Source organism: Streptomyces sp. NPDC005408 (genome assembly GCF_040606445.1).
Lineage (GTDB): Bacteria > Actinomycetota > Actinomycetes > Streptomycetales > Streptomycetaceae > Streptomyces.
This window is the reverse complement of the sequence record NZ_JBEXEX010000034.1, coordinates 59,938-79,195: the sequence shown is the minus strand read 5'-3', so window position 1 is coordinate 79,195 and position 19,258 is coordinate 59,938. Positions and strand designations below refer to the sequence as shown.

The 19,258-nt window shown below is 66.6% G+C and carries 15 protein-coding genes and 3 pseudogenes; 7 read left to right on the top strand and 11 right to left on the bottom strand.

Features of this window, described 5'->3' with window-relative positions; translation table 11 throughout:
• Positions 1-103: 103 nt before the first annotated feature.
• Positions 104-841, top strand: a pseudogene (locus ABZS64_RS27130) (Ku protein); the annotation flags it as partial.
• A gap of 291 nt (positions 842-1,132) precedes the next feature.
• Here ABZS64_RS27130 and ABZS64_RS27125 read toward each other — a convergent pair.
• The gene (locus ABZS64_RS27125; RefSeq protein WP_355834857.1) at positions 1,133-1,519 is read right to left on the bottom strand and encodes a hypothetical protein; all 387 of its coding nucleotides are present in this window, start codon (positions 1,517-1,519) and stop codon (positions 1,133-1,135) included.
• Positions 1,520-1,730: 211 nt separating this feature from the next.
• On the opposite strand from ABZS64_RS27125, the gene ABZS64_RS27120 reads away from it, so the two are divergent.
• Positions 1,731-1,880: a hypothetical protein gene (locus ABZS64_RS27120; protein WP_355834854.1), complete on the top strand. Its 150-nt coding sequence runs from the start codon at positions 1,731-1,733 to the stop codon at positions 1,878-1,880.
• 312 nt (positions 1,881-2,192) lie between these two features.
• Here the strand turns inward: ABZS64_RS27120 and ABZS64_RS27115 are convergent, their stop codons facing one another.
• Entirely contained in the window at positions 2,193-2,690 is a 498-nt protein-coding gene (locus tag ABZS64_RS27115; RefSeq protein ID WP_355834851.1) for a hypothetical protein, read from the bottom strand.
• 295 nt (positions 2,691-2,985) lie between these two features.
• Here ABZS64_RS27115 and ABZS64_RS27110 point away from each other — a divergent pair, with 295 nt between their 5' ends.
• From ABZS64_RS27110 to ABZS64_RS27095, 4 genes are all read left to right on the top strand, one after another.
• Positions 2,986-4,089 carry a tyrosine-type recombinase/integrase gene (locus tag ABZS64_RS27110; RefSeq protein WP_355834848.1) on the top strand — a complete coding sequence of 368 codons (1,104 nt, stop codon included), beginning with the start codon at positions 2,986-2,988 and terminating at the stop codon, positions 4,087-4,089.
• Positions 4,090-4,101: 12 nt separating this feature from the next.
• Complete coding sequence (locus ABZS64_RS27105; RefSeq protein WP_355834846.1) at positions 4,102-4,449, top strand: helix-turn-helix transcriptional regulator; 348 nt, start codon at positions 4,102-4,104, stop codon at positions 4,447-4,449.
• Positions 4,450-5,771: 1,322 nt separating this feature from the next.
• On the top strand, positions 5,772-7,055 hold the full coding sequence (locus ABZS64_RS27100; protein WP_355834843.1) for a hypothetical protein: 1,284 nt from the start codon (positions 5,772-5,774) through the stop codon (positions 7,053-7,055).
• Positions 7,056-7,074: 19 nt separating this feature from the next.
• Entirely contained in the window at positions 7,075-9,336 is a 2,262-nt protein-coding gene (locus ABZS64_RS27095) for an NACHT domain-containing protein (protein ID WP_355834840.1), read from the top strand.
• Between the two features lie 359 nt (positions 9,337-9,695).
• Here ABZS64_RS27095 and ABZS64_RS27090 read toward each other — a convergent pair whose 3' ends face one another.
• The 5 genes and pseudogenes from ABZS64_RS27090 to ABZS64_RS27070 form a co-directional block, all read right to left on the bottom strand.
• Complete coding sequence (locus tag ABZS64_RS27090) at positions 9,696-9,971, bottom strand: hypothetical protein (RefSeq protein WP_355834838.1); 276 nt, start codon at positions 9,969-9,971, stop codon at positions 9,696-9,698.
• Positions 9,972-10,002: 31 nt separating this feature from the next.
• Positions 10,003-10,359, bottom strand: coding sequence for a hypothetical protein (locus ABZS64_RS27085; RefSeq protein WP_355834835.1), 357 nt, complete (start codon positions 10,357-10,359; stop codon positions 10,003-10,005).
• Positions 10,360-10,728: 369 nt separating this feature from the next.
• Entirely contained in the window at positions 10,729-11,406 is a 678-nt protein-coding gene (locus ABZS64_RS27080) for a hypothetical protein (RefSeq protein WP_355834832.1), read from the bottom strand.
• Between the two features lie 788 nt (positions 11,407-12,194).
• Entirely contained in the window at positions 12,195-12,965 is a 771-nt protein-coding gene (gene istB, locus ABZS64_RS27075; protein ID WP_355834831.1) for an IS21-like element helper ATPase IstB, read from the bottom strand.
• Positions 12,962-13,768, bottom strand: a pseudogene (locus tag ABZS64_RS27070) (IS21 family transposase); the annotation flags it as partial. The gene istB and the pseudogene ABZS64_RS27070, both read right to left, overlap by 4 nt.
• 148 nt (positions 13,769-13,916) lie before the next feature.
• On the opposite strand from ABZS64_RS27070, the gene ABZS64_RS27065 reads away from it, so the two are divergent.
• Entirely contained in the window at positions 13,917-14,585 is a 669-nt protein-coding gene (locus ABZS64_RS27065; protein WP_355834827.1) for a hypothetical protein, read from the top strand.
• A gap of 75 nt (positions 14,586-14,660) precedes the next feature.
• Here ABZS64_RS27065 and ABZS64_RS27060 read toward each other — a convergent pair whose 3' ends face one another.
• From ABZS64_RS27060 to ltrA, 4 genes and pseudogenes are all read right to left on the bottom strand, one after another.
• Positions 14,661-15,728 (bottom strand): site-specific integrase, encoded by a 1,068-nt coding sequence (locus tag ABZS64_RS27060; protein WP_355834824.1) that lies wholly within the window; start codon positions 15,726-15,728, stop codon positions 14,661-14,663.
• Positions 15,728-16,750: a tyrosine-type recombinase/integrase gene (locus tag ABZS64_RS27055; RefSeq protein ID WP_355834821.1), complete on the bottom strand. Its 1,023-nt coding sequence runs from the start codon at positions 16,748-16,750 to the stop codon at positions 15,728-15,730. Before ABZS64_RS27055 ends, ABZS64_RS27060 begins: the two co-directional genes overlap by 1 nt.
• Positions 16,751-16,820: 70 nt before the next feature.
• Positions 16,821-16,976, bottom strand: a pseudogene (locus ABZS64_RS27050) (DDE-type integrase/transposase/recombinase); the annotation flags it as partial.
• 96 nt (positions 16,977-17,072) lie between these two features.
• Positions 17,073-18,845: a group II intron reverse transcriptase/maturase gene (gene ltrA / locus ABZS64_RS27045; protein ID WP_355834818.1), complete on the bottom strand. Its 1,773-nt coding sequence runs from the start codon at positions 18,843-18,845 to the stop codon at positions 17,073-17,075.
• Positions 18,846-19,258 lie beyond the last annotated feature (413 nt).

The following is a 19,258-nucleotide window of genomic DNA, read 5'->3' as shown; positions in this document are numbered from 1 at the left end:
GTCCATTCCTCGTTCGATAGATCTCCCCGCCCCATGGACACGTCAACGAGCTCAGGACGAGGAGGTCACATGATCCGCCGGACAGACCCTAGGACGCTCGTACTATTTGGCCGCGAAAGGCGACGTCGCAGCCAAGCCGTACACGCTGATCGTCAAGGCGTTGCAGCGCACCGAGAAGATTGCCATCGTCCGGTACTCGCTCCGGGACCGCACCCGGCTTGGCCTGCTGAGAGTGAATGATGACGTCCTGGTCCTCCAGCAGCTCCTTGCCCCGGACGAGGTCCGCTCCCCCAGTGCTGTCGATGCCCCTGAGTCGGAGGTCGACGAGAGCGAGATTGAAGGCGCGCTCGCCCTCGCCTCAGCATTCGACGCCGACGACCTCTCGGGCTTCGCCGACACCTACACCGAGGCCCTGACCGAGGTGATCAACGCCAAGATCGAAGGCCGGGGGGTACCCGCTGCCGAGCAGCAGGCGCCGCCTGCCCAGGTCGTCGACCTGATGGCCGCGCTGAACGAATCCGTCGCCAAGGCCGAATCGGCGCGCGGCGAGCCGAGCAAGCGCGCCACTGTCCATGCCGTGCCCAAGAAGCGCACCGAGAAGAAGACCACCGCGGCTGCCAAGAAGACGCCGGCGAAGAAGGCCGGTGGCAGGAAGCCGGTGGCAGGAAGCCGAAAAGCGCTTAGCCAGACCGGAACGCCGCCGGATCCCACCAGTAGCAGCGGTAGTGGGCCATCGGCCAGCCGCGGTCTTGGAAGTAGATTCGCACCACGATCCGGTCGCCCTCCGGATCGTGGACGCGCCAGCTGGCCCAACCGCGATGCCACAGGCCGCCCACCCTGATCTGGACCGGCATGCCGGGAACGGGGCCGTACGGCTCCATGTCCGGCACCGGCGAAGCGTCGCCTTGGGGGACGGGCCGGTGCCGGATCGCGTCGCCGGGCAGCACCAGGTCCTCGATGGGATGCGGCTCGAGAGCGGTGAAATCCATGGCGTGCTCGTCAGCCCAGAACCAGCCCAGGCGCCGCGCGCCCAAGGTGTCGGCCCCGTAGTCCTAGCCCGGACACCAGGGGACAAGTAACCGGCTGGTAGCTTTCAGGGCTTCGTGGCCGTGGCTGGGTTGCCTGTGCCTGTCTACTCAGCTCCGTCAGACTCGCCGGACCGGTGCCGCCGGGCACGCTCGTTGCCCCAGTTCACGGCCGCCTCGATCTGCTGATCAGTTAGTCCGGTCTCACGTCGCAGCTGCTTGGGCTTGATCCCGTTCGGATAGGAACGCATCGCGCGGGCGATCTTGCCTGCCCACAACTCCGGCTCGGAGTAGGGCCGCTCCGCGTACTGCCGCTGTAGTTCCGTGAGGTGGTCGGGCGAGCACACGGTCACCAGTCGTTTGCCGTCCATCTTCGGGTCGCTGGTGTGGATGGCGGAGGAGTCGTCGACAAGCGCCAGCAGCTCCGTCTCTTCGTCCAGCGGCTGCCCGCAGAGATCACAGATGTCCGGGAGGGCGGTTTCATCCGGTTCCATGTCGACGGTCTACCCCGCCCCGAGGGCCGATGGAGCCGTTTCGCGGGAACGTCCGGCACAGCCCTTGGCGCTGAGCACGATCACGGTCTGGCTGTAGCACCCGGGAGGGCGCTGACGCGGTTCTCGTACTCGCGGCGGGCCTTGCGCTGCGCCGGGACCGCCGAGGTCCCCGGGGTGCCGTCGAGGGTTGGCAGTAGGCGAGGAGTTGGCGGTGAACTGCGGGGGTGGCACTGACGCGCAGGGTGTAGCCCTGGCCGCGCCGTACGGCCTGGCCCTGGTCGAGCGCGGCGCGCTCGGCGGGCTCCAGGTCGGCCGCGCGGAGGAAGTCCGCGACCTTGCCCGGCATGTCGGATACTGCTGACAGCCGCCGCCATCCTGGCCCTGATCGCGATGCCGCGGCGGCCGTTGGTGGTGCGGCAGCGACGGCGACCGTCAACGTCGTCCGCCGTTGAGCCTTGGCAACCCCCTCCACCCCACTCCCCCGTAGACGCCACACGATTCGATCACCGCGTGCGCCGCTGTCCTGTCTCACTGAAGGTGGAGCGTCTCATCGAAGTTGGAGCGATCCGGATCAGGTGTGACTGAGCGCCTCAGCTGGGAGTTTTCCCTGAAATCGTCCGTAGACGTCAGCGCGGGGGGCCGACCTGGTCGGAACGGCGGGGCGTTGCCTATCTCAGCTTGCCCGTACGTCCTTGCGGATGGCGTTCACCTCTGTGGCGAAGGCGTCAAGGTCCACGTCTTCGGGCTTGACGTTGGAGCGCAGAACCTCGCTCACCGTCGCGACGCTGGATGCGTCCGCCCAGGTGCACTCCGCCGCCACCGTGTCGAAGTCCACGGCAGGCATCCTCCGAGTGGTCACACGGCACTGCAGCGGCTCCTGGGAGCCGGGTGGGGTGATCGTGCGGGGACCAGCCAAGGGTCGCGGCCCGTTATCGCGACGGTCCAGGAACCGAAGAAGTTCGTCGCGTGCCGTCACGGGGCTCAGAACGGTGCCGTAGACGCCGGTGACGGACAGGACCGTTGCCTGTGAGTCTTTGGTCACGGGGTCGTAGGCGCCGAAGGCAGCTTTCGGGTGCTCGACTTGGCCCGCCATGAGCTCGGCCAGCGTCTCGTCCGGGGCAGCTGCATCGTGATCACGCTGGTAGTGGCCGTGCGCCAGGGAGTCCGGCATGATCAGTCGGTGGTAGGTCGGCGCCGTCTGCTGCGGTTTCGGGGCTGCATGTGCCGTGCCCGAGTCGGGGTTGTCAGCGCATCCGGTTGATGCCGCTGCCACTACTGCCGCGATGACTGCCAATTTCATAACTCCGGGGAATTGCATCCGATGCACGATCCCGGACCGGCTGAACTGGGGAGCTGCGACATCAACGTACCTCCCGTGGACGGTGGTTGCGGTGTTCTGGGCTGCCCTCTTGCTGAGGATCTTTCATCTGATGCATCATTCGCGCACTCTCTGAAAGTGAGGGAGCGTGACGACGACCGACCTGAGCGAGGGTTCCGCGCGCCTGGTGCTGTTGAACGGCGTGACGCTCCTGCATCCCGAAGACACCGTCTTCGAGGCGATGCTGGAGGGCTGGGCACGCCAGCAGCGTGGCGGTCGGCGTCTGCAGCCGAAGACGATCAGCGACCGCCTGAGCGTGGTGCGCCGGTTCAACGCCTTCGCCGAGGCGTACCCCTGGCACTGGTCGGCCGCCGCGATGGACGAGTGGGCGACGTACTTGATCGCCGAGCTGCACCGGGCGGAGTCGACGATCCGCAACTACCAGACCGCGGTGCGGATGTTCTGCGACTACATCACCTCGCCGCACTACCAGTGGCCGCAGGAGTGCGAACTGCGCTTCGGCACGCACCCGGTGCAGATCTGCCACGAGTGGAACACCGCTGCTCACCTGGTCGACTACGAGGCCGAGGCGTCCCGCCGCCCGATGACGCGCGAGGAGATCCAGTGCTTCCTCGACTACGCCGACGCCCAGGTTGACCGGGCCATCCGGCTGGGGCGCAAGGGTGCGCTGGCCGCCTACCGGGATGCCACCGTCTTCAAGGTCATCTACGGCTGGGGGCTGCGTTGCACGGAGACATCCAAGCTGGACGTCGCCGACTGGTACCGCAACCCCAAGGCGCCGGAGCTGGGCCGGTTCGGGTCGCTGCACGTGCGCTGGGGCAAGCGCACCAAGGGATCGCCCCCGAAGCGGCGCACCGTGCTCAGCGTGATGCCGTGGGCGGTGGAGGCGGTCGACGACTACTTCTCCAACATCCGCCCCCGCTACCGCACGTGCGCCGGTGCGGCGCTGTGGCCCACCGAGCGGGGAGGGCGGCTGCAGAGCCGGGACATCGAGGAGCGGTTCGCGGAGTACCGGGATGGGCTCGGACTGGACGGCGACCTCGTCCCCCACTCCCTGCGGCACAGCCACGTCACGCACCAGATCGAAGACGGCGCCGATCCGGCGTTCGTCCAGCGCCAGGTCGGGCACCGCTTCGCCTCGACGACCGCGCTCTACACCGGGGTCAGTGGCGACTTCATGAACACGATGATGCGCGCCGTGTTGGATAGGGCTCTTCGCCATGGCCAGTAGGGAGACGACGAAATGACGGGGAAACCGGACTACCGGTGGCATCTGCGGAAGGTGATGGCCACCCGGGGGATGTTCTCCACCACCGATCTGCGCCCCCAGCTGGCCGAGCGGGGCATCGATCTCTCGCCGAGTCAGACGTACCGGCTGGTCGTCGAGCGGCCCGAACGCCTGAGCCTGAAGACGCTGATGGTGCTGCTGGACATCCTGGGTTGCACGATGGAGGACCTGATCGAACCGGTCGCCGCCCAACCTTCGCGCGGCAAGAGGGTATCGAGCGGTGACAGCGCGGAGTCCGGGCAGGCGCCGTGCGTCGGGGACTTCCGTCCCAAGCGCGCCCGCGTCGTGCCCTCGGAGGAGTAAGCGGTGCACGCCGCTGGGCTGCCACGCCACGCGACCGCGCCGGAGGCAGTGATCGCGGAGGTGGTCTGCGCCCTGGAACCCACGCTGACGGCCGAGACGGTGCGCACGCTGCTCGTGGACACCCTCAAACGGGCCCCGCACCGGCGGGCGCTGGCCGCAATGCTGCTGGACGATCCTGCGTGGCTGACGTCCGGACGGCCGGAGGCGCCAGCCTTCCTGGAACGGCTGACCAGAGTCCTGCGCCGCCACGGTGCCCAGCACGTACAGGTGCCGCGCTGCGGCATGTGCGGCGAGGACGGCCGCCTGACCGGCGTGGGACCGGACGGCACCGCCCGCATCTGCGAGCGATGCCAGGCCAAGATGCGCCGACAAGCCAACCCGTGCGCCGTCTGCGGCCGTCACGACATCGCCTTCCGTGACCGGCAGGGTCGTCCCCGCTGCTCCTCGCATCCGCCCGAAGGCGGTGCGGATCCGATGGCGGAGTTGTCCAGGCTGATTCAACGGGCCTGTCCCGAGCTGTCCGCCGACGTGATTTCCGAGGTCGTACGCGGCATCGAGCCGGTCAGGAATCGCCAACGCCAACTGTTGTGGGCGCTGTTGGACCATCCCGATCTGCTGATCGGCGGCGGCGCTCGCGGCCCGCGCAAGACGGTCGCGCTGATTGGGGCCCTGCAAGAGTGCGGTGCCCAGGACCTGATCGTTCCTCCGTGCCCTTCGTGTGGGCGCGCTGTGCCGCTGACGAAGGTGCGCGAGGGCGTCCGCTGTTGTGAGAGGTGCCGGGCGGACCTGCGTGCGCAGCCCTGTTCCCGCTGCGAGCGCAGTCGGCCGGTGATGGCCCGTACCCTCGACGGCCGTCCGCTGTGCGGGAGTTGCCGAACCCACGACCCGCTCGGACACCGGGTGTGTTCCCGGTGTGGCCAGCACCGCACGATCCGCGCGCGCATCCAGGGCGAGGCAGTGTGTGACCGCTGTTACCGGCCGCCCACCGCCATCTGCTCCGGCTGCGGAGAACGACGGCCCTGCAACTACGCCGACAGCGACACCCCCACCTGCGAGGCGTGCCGACACAAAACCGCCGGCGCGAAGCGTGCGCCGGGTGCGGCCGAGCCCACTACGTCAGCTACCGCACGCCGGACGGCCGCCCGATGTGCACCATGTGCGGGGCAGAACGCCGCCCGTGTGCCGCCTGCGGCAAGACCGTTCGGATCTTCGCCCGGACTCCCGAGGGGGAAGGCGTATGCCAGACCTGCTGGCGCAAGCACCCCGCAAGCCAACATCCCTGCCGGGACTGCGGCACGACGGCCCACCTCCACTACCGCGGGATGTGTGCTGCCTGCGCGGTTCGCCACCGGCTGCACGGCATCCTCAGTGTCGACGGTCAGATCCGTCCCGAGGTCGAACCCATCCTCCAGGCACTCTCGCGACGTGATCCGCTCACCCTGCTGTGGTGGCTCGAACGCCGCCCTGAGCGCGTGACCATGCTGCGCGCCCTGGCCACCGGGCGCGCCCCCGTCACCCACGCCACGCTGGATCGGCTGCGCCCGGTGAAAATCGTGCAGAACCTGCGGATGATCCTGGTGTCCGGCGGCGTCCTGCCGGCCCGCGACGAGCACCTCGCCGCCCTGGAACGCTGGCTGCCCGGCGAGCTCACACGAGTCCAGGACCGGGAGGGATGCCGACTGCTGCACGCCTTCATCACCTGGCACCTGCTGCGCCGACTGCGCGACCGTTCCCGCCGTCGCCCCCTGACCGAGGGACAGGTGCACGGGGCTCGCAGCCAGGTGCGCCAGGCAGCGCACCTGATCAACTGGCTGACCACGCAAGACACCATCCTGAGCACCTGCACCCAGGACCAGGTCGACGCCTGGTTGGACGAGGGCCCCGCCCACCGGGCCGACGTCCACCCCTTCCTGACCTGGACCAGCCGCAACGACCACACCCGGCCCCTGGCCGTGCCGCTGCGTGCCCCCGGCATCACCGGCGAGATCATCGCCCAGGACACCCGCTGGGCCGTGGTCCACTGGCTCCTCAACGATGACGCCGTTGCAGTGGCCGACAAGATGGCCGGCCTGCTCGTCCTCCTGTTTGCCCAGCCACCGTCCCGGATCGCGTATCTGACCACTGAGGACGTCACCCTCGCCCCGGACAGGGTGGCCCTCCGCCTCGGCCCGGTGCCCGCCGAGATGCCGCCGCCTCTGGACGCCTACCTGCGCCACCTGTACGGCCAGGCACACAGGGCCGATACTCCGCGGCAGGTCCGCTGGCTGTTCCCCGGACGCTTCCCCGGCCAGCGCCTCAGCTGCGGCCAGATGAGGCGCCGCCTGCACGACTTGGGCATACGCCCGCGGGTGTCCCGCAACACGGTTCTGGTAGAGCTGGCGGGCGAACTGCCCGCCGTCGTCGTCAGTCGACTTCTCGGCGTCTGCCAGACAACTGCCGACACCTGGCAGCGCATCGCAGCAGGCCAAGACAACGCGTACGCCGCCAAGGTGATCCAACGTGGAACCAAATCAGTCCTCCGCCCTCTCCTGAGCCGGGAAGGCCGGCGAACTCGCTCACCCCATTTGAGGAGTGGGGGACATCGCGACATCGGCCAGTCATCATGAGGACATGAGGGGGACGGACATGCGACGCAAGTTGCTTATCGCCGGGATGCTGGGCCTTGCCGCCGCGCTGACCGTAATCGCTGTAGTTCTCTTGCTGGGCAGCCTCGACACCGCTGGGCAGGTCGCCGGGCTGATCACGGCAGTCGCAGCATTCCCCGCGCTCGCCTGGGGACTGTGGGTGTGGTCCCGGCAATGGACGCCAGCGGATCTGGAATCCGCCCGCGAGAAGCTCACCGATCTTGTGCGGCGGCAATGGGAGGATGAGGAAGCCCATCGGGGGTTGGGGGATCCACACCCAATGCCCGTCCGGTGGCAGCCCTCCGAGCGTGAGGGCATTTCTGCCCACCCTGACGTGGTCGACACACCGTCGACTGGATCCAGCGATCAGATCGCGCTCTTAGTAGAGCGGTTCCGGGCTTCGCAGCGTCGACGGTTGGTCATCCTCGGCGGTGCGGGAGCCGGCAAGACCACGTTGGCTGTCCAACTTGTGCGTAGGCTGGTCAATCCCCGCCAGGCGGGCGAACCCGTGCCGGTACTTCTCACCTTGACCGAGTGGAATCCGGAGGAAATCGGCACCCAAGAACTGCGTGACTGGCTGGAGAAACAGCTCATCGAGACCTATCCGGCACTGTGGAAACTTGACCGAAGGACTCTGCGTGAATTGGTGAAGCCGCGCGGCATTCTGCCGGTGCTGGACGGCCTGGATGAGCTGCCTGCCACGACTCGTGTCCGGGTGTTTTCTGCTCTACAGCGGGCGATGGAACGAGACGAACAGATGTTGATCCTCACCAGCCGCACGGACCACTATCTCCAAACCGTGCTGCGGAAAGGCCCTTTGACCGCCGCAGCGGTTATCGAACCTTCTCCCCTCATACCCGTTGAAGCTGCGGGTTATTTGCGTCATGCCTGGTACCCGCCCGGCCCGCAGCGCCAGCCCATTCTCGACGCCTTGGAGGCAGCCGAGCCACCCACTGCACTGGCCGAGGCCGTCTCCACCCCTCTTGGCCTTTGGCTGCTCCGCGTGGCCCACAACAACCGGCAGACGAACACCTCCGTCTTGCTGGACACCATCTCGCGCGCTGACGCCGACGCTCTGCGCGGCCATCTGTTCGATCAGTTGATTCCTGGCCTCATCGATGCGAGAGAACTCACGCCCGACGATCGGCACCCTTTCCAGCCGCGACGTCGATACGCGGCTGAGGACGTCCGACGATGGATGGAGTCCCTGGCCTTTTACGTCTCCTGGATGCCCCCAGGACCGCATCTCCTGGAATCCCCCGTCCCTGACGGGAGCGGCGAGCCTACCCGCGACTTCCGCTGGACGCGCTTGGCCCGTACTGTCCTTCCTAGTCACGTCCTTCCCAAGATCTACGCGCTGATCTCCATCCCGCTCGGAGTCATCCTGGGTGCCGTCGCAGGGATTGCTGCAAATCACTGGCTGAATAGCCCCGCCTATATCTTCCTCTTCAGTTTGGCTGGCGGCGCAGTGACCGGCTACCGGGGCTATCAGCGGGGCGACCAGGCGTACGGCGGCGTGCTGTTCAGAGACACACTGCTTACCGCAGATCCCCGGAGCCTTAGGCACCTCCTTCGACTCGGCCTGTGCCTGCTGGGCGGAGGAGCGGCGGCGGCTGTAGGCGGAATTACTTTCTACGGCTTGAACCAGGTGCCCTTCCCTGATGCGAAAATCCCCGGCTTGCCGGTCTGGCTGACTTCTCACGCATCCGCCGACACCCTCTTCTGGACCTTTGTGCTTTTGACAGGTTACTGCCTTGGTTGGGCCTTTGTGTTCTGGGCTGCCGGCCCCTTGGAAAGCGACCAGCACACTCCTTTCGCCTCTTGGCGCATAGACCGCGACGCGGGACTGATCAGACTGACTGGCATCGCGGTCTGCGGTGTGGCATGTGGTGGCGTCCTTGGGGCGGCCGAGGAGCGTCTGGATGTGGCGGTTCTCGGCGCTGTGTTCTTCGGCGGCCTCGGCCTGGCATGGGGTCTCGTCCCCGAAGATGACAGCTGGCTGGCCCACCGGATCACTTTTCGTTATCTGGCTGCACGCGGCGACTTCCCCAAGAAGCTGATGAATTTTCTCGACGATGCCCACCGGATTGGCCTCCTGCGGGCCTTCGGCCCGGTTTACCAGTTCAGGCACGCCGAATTCCAGGATCACCTTCTCCGTTCTCAGCGAGATTTCTCGCCGCCTCCCTACACCCTGAGAGATCCCGAGGCACGAACTGGCCGTCCTGCACCCCGCCTTGGCGAAGGCACTGGAACAGGAGTCTGAGCAACCGGTGGTGTAGCTGCGAGGGACGAGCCTCCCCAACGCGGGGTGTGCCCTCACACATCGCTCCCTTTTCCGAGAGGGGGTGTCGCCAAGCTCAACGAGGTCCCGAGCACAGAGTCCAAACCGCGCTGGCTCACCCCCTGTGATCAAAACCGTGGCTTTCCGCAGGTTCCAATAGCCGGAATTACCAGCAACGCCTCAGCACGACACTCCCTGTTGATGCAGCTGCAGTTGACTACGACAGCCTTGCAGACTTGACCAGTGAAGGGGGTGCCACTGTTCGTCCCCGGCCGTCACCTGAAGCTCGAGCCGGTGAACATGACCGCGGCAGATGGCGAAACGCCAACTGGGCCGCACAGTCACACCAGGATGCCTTTGCGCTGTCGGGGGAGCCGCCGCCGCTGGTTCTGAGCCGTCCGGCGTTGCTTGGTGGCCATGATCTGCAGGTTCGCGATCGACACTGAGATGTCGTGGATGTCCATGAGCTCGGTCCAGATCTCCTTGGCGCCCATCCCCTTGTTGATCATGCGGGCGATCAGTTCCTGGGCATGCTCGTCGAGGGCGGTGCGTCGCCGGCGTGTGCTGCGAGCGGGGAAGATTGAGGAGTTCAGGACGCGGCGGACCAAGCGGAGCACTACCTGACCTGCGGTTGGCCGAATGAACCTGCTACTCCGCAGGAAGGGGACTCAACGGAATCTGCGTCAACGCCCAGCGGGTGAAGGCGAGCAGAGCCTCGCCAGCGATGTCCTCAAGCTGGTCGAAATCCTCCGGCAGCACGTCGAGCAGGAAGTGCTCGACTTCTCGGTCGGCCCGCTTGATCAGGACAAGGCAGCGATAACAGGGCTTAGGAGGATGCTCAAGAAGGATCGCTCGCAGAGACCCCGTCGCATCGTCGGCCAGATGCTGATCAAGCCATCCAGGCCCGCGTCCTCTGCCGAGGTTGAGGCGCTCGCTCTTCGAACTCAGTCCTACGAGGTCCTGCTTGCTCACACGCTTGATCGCTTTGGGCACCTTCTCCGGCATGAGAGCAGGTTAGCCATCAACGGCCAGACGCGAGGTGCTGCCAGCACAGACCATGCCCCTGCGACGCCCCAGCACACACAGTGACTGCACCGACACTTTGGCGGCAATACTCGCGACAGTTGAATACGCGAGTCCACCAGTATCACACCCGGTATGGCCGGAGTCGGCTGTGCGGCCGTCGTCAACTGGCGCCGTCGCCACGGCGGTCTCGACGCCACCGGCGGCACGAACGAGAGTCCCAGGTTCCCGCGCACGGCCGCGGCTCGACCTACTGCGGGTGGCTGTACCAAGTCCGCGCCGTGCGGCTGGCGTCACCGCTACGACGCGGAGGGCAGGAGAAAGGGGTTCCTCTGGCTGACCCGCCGCTGGCTACGCGGCAAAGAACCCGTCCGGCAGGATGGTCCGGCTTGCAATATCAGCGCGCCCCCATCCCGTTGCAGGGTCAAGATGGAGAACCGCCGTGGTGGGGTCCACTTTCTCCGTCTTCCGCACCTTCGACTTCGTCCAGCTCGATTGGGGCTCAGTGTCCACGGCGGGTGTGAACTCGAACCGCTGGTGGTCAAAGATCAGGATGCCGTCGACCACCGGCTGCCCCTCTGCTGCAGGGTGGAGGATGCAAGCGAAACCGACAGGCATCTCCTGCCACCAGAAGCGCTTCCCACCGGGCTGCCAGCTGGCTTCGAACCGCTCGTTCAGCGCCTTGGCCGTTCCCCATGCCTGCACCAGGGTGCCTCGAACGCCGAGCCGGCCTGCGAACTGTTCCAAAGCGGCTGCGATGGCTCGCTGGACCTCTGGGGCAAGCAGGTTGACCCTCGACCCCACATCGCGCAGCGCCAGCTTGACCTGGTTGTCATGCGCAATCGCCACTGTCGAAACCTGGTTCCAGGTCGCTGCCGGTTCCGCGCCCTGGAGAGTCAGCAGATCCAAGGTTCTTTGATGATGTCTCACGAGAGCCTGGAAGAAGCGTCTCGCCTCCCCGCTCAACCCTGGCAGCGTCGTGCTGAGAGCGGCCGTCGCTCCCTTACTGCGGCGCTTGAAAAGTGCCATGTCCCCTCCCGATGAATGAACAAGACGCGGTCCTGGCAGGAGCGCGTTCCCTTATTCTTCCAGCCGTCTATACGGCAGTGCGCCGAGTCCGATCGTCACAGGCACTGGCTACCGCCCACTAATCACGGGGGAGCGGTGTCGAAAAGCGACGGCGAGCTCAAGCGGCCAGCGCATCACCGCTGTTCAGGAGGCCAGCGTAGACCTCTGCCGGAGTGCGGTAGCCATGGGTCTTGCGCGGACGATGGTTGAGCTCATGGGCGATGGTGTCGGCGTACGGACTTTCCTCCCCAGCTGCGTACGGACGAACATCCCCAGTTGTCTCTGATCCTGGTGCGCCATGCTGGCTCCATGGCAACTAAGGGGTGGGGCATAGCGGCTGTGGCCTGGAGCGTGCTCGCTGTGCTGTTTCTGGGGATAACGGTGTGGGCGGGGGCTCTCGGGCTCGTGCGGCTGGGACTGGCTGGGACCGAAGTCCGGGTTCGTCTTTCGCAGTGCCGACTCGAAAGCAGTCGAAGCGGAAGCCACGTTGAGTGCTCGGGTCGGCTTGTGGGCGACGTCAACATGAACACCGTGACGGTGCGCTATGACGGCAAGCGAGGGGACGTAGTGCCCGCGGCCAGAACGCCGTGGGGAACCTACGAGGTGGTGGACAAGAGCTTCACGTCGTGGGGAACGGCAGTTCTGTATCCGCTTCTTCCTCTTGTTACAACGGCGGTGACCTCCTATTTCGCGTTGAGATCCGGCCGTCGATGGAAGAGGCAGACCGCGCCAAGTGCCCCGTGAAACCCTTATGCCACTTCCGTCTCTCGCTCGATGGCCTTGAGCCGGTTCTTCAGGCGGTAGCTGGGGCCGTTGATGGAGATCACTTCGCAGTGGTGCAGGAGGCGGTCCAGGATCGCGGTGGCGAGGACTTCGTCGCCGAAGACCTGACCCCATTCGCTGAAGGTCTTGTTCGAGGTCAGGATGATCGAGCCCTTCTCGTAGCGCTTGGAGATGACCTGGAAGACCAGGTTCGCCTCGGTGCGGTCCAGGGGCTGGTATCCGACTTCGTCGACGACCAGGACGGCGGGACGCAGGTAGGTGCCCAGCTTCTTGGTCAGGCGGCCGGCGGTCTCGGCGGTTTTGAGGTTGCGGACCATGTCGTCGAGGCTGGTGAAGTAGATCGAGTAGCCGGCCCGGCAGGCGGCGACGGCCAGCGCGATGGCGATATGGCTCTTGCCCACTCCGGGCGGGCCGAGCAGGGCGGCGTTCGCTTTGGCCTCGACGAAGGAGAGCGTCGCGAGGTCCTTGACCTTGCGGGGGTCGAGTTCGGGCTGGAAGGAGAAGTCGTATTCCTCCAGCGTCTTGTGGTGGGGCAGCCGGGAGAGCCGCAGGCCCTGGCGGAAGCGGCGGTCGTCACGGACGGCCAGTTCCTCGGAGAGGACCAGGTCGAGGAAGTCCTGGTAGCCCATCTGGGACTCGTCCGCCCGGCGGACGTATTCGTTGACGCTCTCTGCCAGGTGCGGCAGGCCGAGCTTGCCGGCCGTGGTGCGGACGCGGTTGCCGGTCAGCTCGCTCAAGATGACTCCTTGTCCTGGGGGCATCGGGTGAAGGGCCGGGTTCCGGTCAGCTCGTCATAGACCGAGAGCGGCCTGCGGCCGACCTCGATGCGGGCGGCTGCCGCCCGGTTCAGCAAGGTCTGCAGCGGGCCGGCCGGGACGGCGGGGCGAGGCTGGGGAGTGCCGTCGCCGGTGGTGGTCCGCCTTCCCTGCCCGGTGGGCAGGCCGTCCCAGTGCGCCTCCTCGACCACCCGGGCGCCGCGGCCAACCGCCCGCGGATGGGTGGCCAGCAGCGTCGTCCCGGACGCGTCCGGGACCGTCGCGTGCAATACGACCTGCGATTTCGTGGCCCGGATCTCGATCAGTTGGCGCGGTCGGACCTTGCGGGCCGGCACCGAGTAGAGGTTGCCGGCGAACGCGACCAGGCAGTCCTTGCCGACCGGCCGCAGATGCCGTTCGGTCACCAGATAGGGAGTCGGCGGCAGTGGCCTGAGGGCGGCATGGTCACGGATCGCGCGTTCGCCGATGATCTGCTGGTGCGTGCGGTGGGCTTGGGCCCGCCGCAGGGGGACCCAGGCGGTGAACGCCGCGTCCATCTCCGGGATCGAGGAGAAGGACCGGCCGGACAGCACGTGGTCACGGACGATCAGGACCTGGCGCTCGACCCGGCCCTTGCCCTGCGGCCGGTAGGCGGCCAGCACGTCGATGTCGAAGTCGTAGTGCCCGGCGAACGCGACCGCCTCCGGATGCAGCGGGACCGCCTCGCCCGGCGCGACATGCCGCCGCACCACGGTCTTGGTCCGGTCGTAGACGATCGTCATCGGGGCGCCTCTAATATGCGGGTCTCGGTGTCAACCCCGGGAGTTGCTTGGGGGCTTCAGGTTGACGCACTGGCTGTACTTTCGTGTAACAATTGCGGCATATGCGGCCCTGCCTGCAGGCGGGAATCGAGGTGCTCGGCACCATCACCACATGCGACGCCACGCCATCACAGCAGTCCTCAGCGCCCTGGTGCTTCGGCCGCTCACCGCGTGCGGGGGCGACGACTCCAAGGAAGCTCCGCCGAAGACTGGTTCACCGGCGCCAACGACGTCGGAGCCCACCAAAGAGCCGACGGCTGAATCACCAGTGCCAACGACGCCGACTGCCACGGAAGAGGTAAAGACGGCGGAGCTTCCCAACCTTGTCGGCAAGGGGTTGCAGAGCGCCCAGGACGCCGCGCAAGCTGCTGGCTTCTACGTCCTCACATCGCATGACTCGCTCGGCCGTGGCCGGAACCAGGTGCTCGACCGGAACTGGAAGGTCTGCTTCCAGACGCCGAAGCCAGGCCGACGATCGACAGACACCGAAATTGATCTCGGGGCTGTCAAGCTCGAGGAGACCTGCCCAGAGAAGGACCAAAGGGAGCCCGCCGAGGCGGGCGGGAAGATGCCGGATTTCCGGGGCGAGTCTGTGAAAGTTGTGACGGGTGCTCTGGATCCCTCCACGAGCATCGAGGTGACAGACGCCTCTGGCCTGGATCGCGTCGTCGTGGTGGAGTCGAACTGGAAGGTGTGCAGCCAGGATCCCCCGGCAGGAGCCGAGTTGACAGGTCAGCCAGTGTTCTTGACCGCTGTGAAGTTCGAGGAGTCCTGTCCGTAGCAACGAGGCCGAACGGCTGCGCTGTCGTATCGCAGGACAAGAACTGGACTCCGCTGTCCTCGGAGTCAGGATGAGTCATCCGGTCTGTTCGTCGCGACGGGTCAGCAAGCCGTCGAAGATCTGTTCTCGGGCGACCTGTCCCTTGGCCGCTGCGTCGTCCCGCTGGCGTTCGAGCGTGGGCCGGAACTCAATCGTGGTGACGAAGAACGTGCAGGACTCGCAGATCGACTCGAAGTGACAGTCCATCTCGACAGGGCGAGCGCAGTAGCCGTTGCCGAGCATCCGGCGGTGCATCTCCCGGCGGAGTCTGGCCATCTCCGATCCCTCGGCGTCCGCCGGCAGCTGGCGGGGGGCGTCGTAGAGGGCCTCGACCTTCTCCGAGACGGCGAAGTACTCGTCGGCGACGGTCCGGTCGGCGATCCGCGCGTAAACACGTGTCATGGACAACGACCGGTGGCCAAGGAGAGCCGCGATGGCCTCCAGCGACATGCCCCGGTTGATCGCCTGGGTGGCCAGAGTATGTCTGAGCTGGTGTGGAGTGACCCTGCCGAGTCCGGCCCTCTCGCCGGCCTTGCGGACCGCAGCCTCTATGCGGGAGGCGTTGACCGGGCGGCCGTGGTCGGTGAACAGCAGGTTCGAGCGCAGTCCCTCGGGCCGGTGCAGCAGCCAGTCGTCCAGCAGCGTCTTCAGCTGCGGGTGCAGGGGAACGTAGCGGTCGGTGTGCATCTTGCCGACCGGGACGCGGAGCCAGTAGGCGGAGCCGATCTGGACGACCGCGTCGATGGTGAGGCCCAGCACCTCGCTGCGGCGCATGCCGGTGCGGGCGAGGATCTCGATCGCCAGCCGGGCGAACGGATCGGGATCCCGGCGGGCGGCGGCCAGCAGCTTGGCGGCCGCAGCGTCGTCGAGGAAGCGGGGCAGCGGCTCGTCCGCGATCGGGAAGTCGCTGTCGAACACCAACTGGCGGGGCGGCCGGTCGGCGGCGTAGAAGTCGGCCAGGTCCGGCACTGCGGCAAGCAGGGCGCGGGCGCCCCAGCGGACCTTGTGGTCGGTGTTCATGCCCTGCGCGGCCCGGTGTATGAGGTAGGACTCGACGAGGTCTGGGCGCACGATCGGCAGCGCCGCGGCGCGGGCCCGGCGCATCAACTGCCCGCCCGATCTGCGTCGATAGCGGCACTCGCCTGCAGGTACTGCTCGACGAGCCAGCTGTTCGCCAAGTGGATGTAGACGCGGGTGGATTCGATGGAACGGTGTCCGGCCTGGGCCTGTACCGCTTCCAGGGCCATGCCCGCCTCGCGCAACCGGGTCAAACAGGTGTGCCGGAGCTGATGGCAGGTCAACCTCGACAGGCCGGTCCGTTTCTGGACGCCGTCGAGGATCTCGTCCAGGCCGTCGGCGGACAACGGCCGACCGCGGGTCGGCCCGCGCAGGACGACGAACAGGTGGTCGTGGTCGACCGGTGGACACTCACGGTCAAGGTAGTCGCCGACCGCGGTGAAGAACTGCGCGGAGACGGGTATCAGGCGCTGGTGCCCGCCCTTGCCCTCGCTGATGAAGACCCGACGCTCGCCCGGTGAGAGGTCGCCCAGGTTCAGGCCGAGGACCTCGCAGCGGCGCAGTCCGCCCAGCAGCATCGCAAGGATCATGGCCCGATCCCGTGCGGTGTTCACCGCACCGAGCACCGCCTCAACCTCACCCGGCCCGAGGACCCGCGGAAGGGTGCGGGGCGTGCGCAGCAGCGGTGCCCCGCGCTTGCCGCTGCGACGGCGGTTGGCCAGCCCCGTCGGCACCGGGTTGCGGCCGATGGCGAGGTCGTCGCGGGTCATGAGGTAGCCGAACAACCCGGAGATGCTGGCCAGCCGGCGCTTGATGGTTCGTGCCGAGAGCCCGGCTTCACCGTCCTCGAGCCGGACGACCATCGGCCCTCGCCGCGGCTTCTTCTGTGCGGTGATGAACGCAAAGATGTCAGCGGTGACGACGTCGGCCGGCTCCTTGGGCACCACCGAGAAGAAGACCTTCAGGTCGTAGGCGGTGGCCAGCAAGGTGTTCGGTCGGCAGCGTGCCGCCACGAACTCCAGGTAGTCGTCGACCAACGCGTGCCCCAGCGATGCCGCAGGGTGCCCCGCGGCATCGACGCGTCGTACCAACTGCGGCTGCCAGGCCATCCGAGCTCCTCGACGGGAGCGACCATCCTGACCGGAAACGTGAGATCGCGGAAGAGTCGTCACCCACATAACCACCGAAGTGCGCGAACGCCCGCCGGTGACAGTCGAAGAAGGTCTCCAGATCCTGGCTCGTGGTGAAGCAGCAGAACGGCTCACGCGAGTACGACAGGGTCATGTGGAACGAATAGACCTTCCTGATGCCCATATGCGCGAGGATGTTGCCCTCGTGTCGGGTAGGAGCGCCGCATTGCTGCGGCGCTCCCCCCTCAGAACCGGGCTAGCAGGTTTCCCCGCACCACGGCTCAAGCAAGCCCCAGGGGCATCACGAGAGTGCAACTACCGCTGGTCTCCTGCGGTTTCCGGCACGTAGGCCGCGATGGCAGGAGGCGTGCATAAGGCGTGTTCGGTTCCCGTCCGACGTGTCGTGCCGTCCGTGCAGAGTGAGATAGTCGGCGGCTATCGCCCTCTTGACGACATTCAGCCACCATCGCTCCCATTCCTGGGGTGACTGCGGCGGCTGGTCTGCGGTGAGAAGGTGTTCCCCGCAGAGCGGACAACGACCGTCCTGCTTGGCGAGCAGGCGCACGTTGTAGTTGTCCAGCGGGGGTTTGACTCTCTTTCGCCGCTTGACCCAGTAGTCCGTCAGATCGGGATCGTCGGGTGACGCCCCGCCTGCGATCAACTGGTGCCGGACGATGTTCGTCCAGGAGAACTTGACGAGGGTGGGAATCTCTCCGCGGTCGTTGAGCACGTTGCCGCGGTCGCCGAACACCCACCGGTCGTTCCTGAACTTGTTGAACCTGCCGAAGTAGCGTCGAACGATCCACTTCTTCGACTTGTTGGGGTGCATGCGTCTGGCCCACCGGAAAGTGAGCCACCACACGTAGTGATCCAGCGCCGTGAAGATTCTGCTGGACACCACCCCCCGGTAGTAGGCCGCCCAGCCCCGGACGATCGGGTTGAGCTTGGCGATGACCGCCGTCGCGTTCAAGCCGCGCAGAGCACGAACTTCGTCCGCGAGCCTCTTCCGGATACGCCTGACCGCCTCCGCGCTCGGTTTGATCAGCAGCTTGCGACGTCGGTAGCGGCGAACGTTGAACCCGAGGAAGTTGAAGCCCTCTTCGAGGTGGACGATGCGCGTCTTGTCCTCGTTGAAGACCAGCCCCCGGGGCGCCAGCCACTCCGCAAGCCGTGCCTTGACCTGCTCGGCCTGCTGCCTGGAATGACAGCAAGCCACCATGTCGTCGGCGTACCTCACCAAGATTGGAGAGCCCGCCACCACATCCCCGGCGTGTGTGCCGGTCGTGAGATAGCGGACCCCTGCGGCCTCCTCGAGCCCGTGGAGAGCTACGTTCATCAACAACGGGCTGATCACGCCGCCCTGGGGAGAGCCCTCCTCGGTCGGCGAGAACTGCCCCTTGTCGACCACCCCGGCCTTCAACCATCGTTCGATCATGTCCCTGGCAGGGAATGAACCGAGCGAGTCGAGGAGCCGTGCATGGCCGATCTTGTCGAACGCAGCTGACAGATCAGCGTCCAGGATCCATACCCGTCGGGCAAGTGGCCCGCTGAGCGTGGAGAACAGGGAGCCGATCGCGTCGGCGCAGCTCCGCCCGGGGCGGAACCCGTAGGAACGGGGCTCGAACCGGGCTTCCCACTCGGGCTCCAGTGCGCTGCGGACCCGTGCCTGATGGCACCGGTCCAAGATCACGGGAATGCCGAGCGGCCGCTGCTTTCCATTGGCCTTCGGAATGTACACACGTCGGACCGGCATGGGGTCCCAGGACGAGCGCGAGCGGTGCACCCGCATCGCCACTGCCGCCCTGGCTTCGGGTGACAGGGCCGTTTCCCCGTCGATCCCGGCCGTCCGACGCCCAGCATTTCGCTGAGTGACCTGCCGAACGCTGACCAGCGTGTTCGACCAGGATCTCAGCATCAGTTTCTGCAAGGAGCGGACTGCAACCCAGTCCCCTTCTCGTGTCGCCTTGAAGATCCTCCGCCGCAGCCTCACTACGTTCTCCTCGTGGAGCCGCCAGTTGATGGCGTCCCAGTCGAGAACGTCCTCGGGTCCGTTCACCGCAATGGTGTCCAACATGTCCCTCGGTTTGAGAGGCCCTCGGCCTCGGCGTTCAAAGGCTCACCAGCCCACGTCAGCGCCCTTCCGGGCCCGGTCGCCAGGACCGGCATCCGGCCGGTTCCCCGTGACAGCCGCCTGGAGTGGCAGCCGTGTTGTCACGAGTCCCGTTGCCTTTCGGCAGCCGGCATCCGCTTCTTGGGCTTCCTGTCCCGCCGGGGGCTTACGCCCCTCTCACGATCGGCCTACCCGGCCTCAAGGCCGGGACCCCGACGGGGTTTCCACGTTCCGCGTATACGAGACGCGACCGGGGAGGACGCCCCCTAAACCCCGGGACCAGCGGTGTTCACACGACCGACGGGGCAGGCTCCGATCGTCGCTCGCCGCCTCTTCCAGCGGCCAGGCCCTATAACCCGGGTATTCATCCCGTCTCC

Coding starts and splice junctions, on each gene's coding strand:
- ABZS64_RS27095 (WP_355834840.1), top strand. CDS start 7,075: ATGCGACGCAAGTTGCTTATCGCCGGGATGCTGGGCCTTGCCGCCGCG.
- ABZS64_RS27105 (WP_355834846.1), top strand. CDS start 4,102: ATGACGGGGAAACCGGACTACCGGTGGCATCTGCGGAAGGTGATGGCC.
- ABZS64_RS27055 (WP_355834821.1), bottom strand. CDS start 16,750: ATGGCCTGGCAGCCGCAGTTGGTACGACGCGTCGATGCCGCGGGGCAC.
- ltrA (WP_355834818.1), bottom strand. CDS start 18,845: ATGTTGGACACCATTGCGGTGAACGGACCCGAGGACGTTCTCGACTGG.
- ABZS64_RS27100 (WP_355834843.1), top strand. CDS start 5,772: ATGTGTGCTGCCTGCGCGGTTCGCCACCGGCTGCACGGCATCCTCAGT.
- ABZS64_RS27060 (WP_355834824.1), bottom strand. CDS start 15,728: ATGCGCCGGGCCCGCGCCGCGGCGCTGCCGATCGTGCGCCCAGACCTC.
- ABZS64_RS27080 (WP_355834832.1), bottom strand. CDS start 11,406: ATGGCACTTTTCAAGCGCCGCAGTAAGGGAGCGACGGCCGCTCTCAGC.
- ABZS64_RS27125 (WP_355834857.1), bottom strand. CDS start 1,519: ATGGAACCGGATGAAACCGCCCTCCCGGACATCTGTGATCTCTGCGGG.
- ABZS64_RS27115 (WP_355834851.1), bottom strand. CDS start 2,690: ATGCCGGACTCCCTGGCGCACGGCCACTACCAGCGTGATCACGATGCA.
- ABZS64_RS27085 (WP_355834835.1), bottom strand. CDS start 10,359: ATGCCGGAGAAGGTGCCCAAAGCGATCAAGCGTGTGAGCAAGCAGGAC.
- ABZS64_RS27065 (WP_355834827.1), top strand. CDS start 13,917: ATGCGACGCCACGCCATCACAGCAGTCCTCAGCGCCCTGGTGCTTCGG.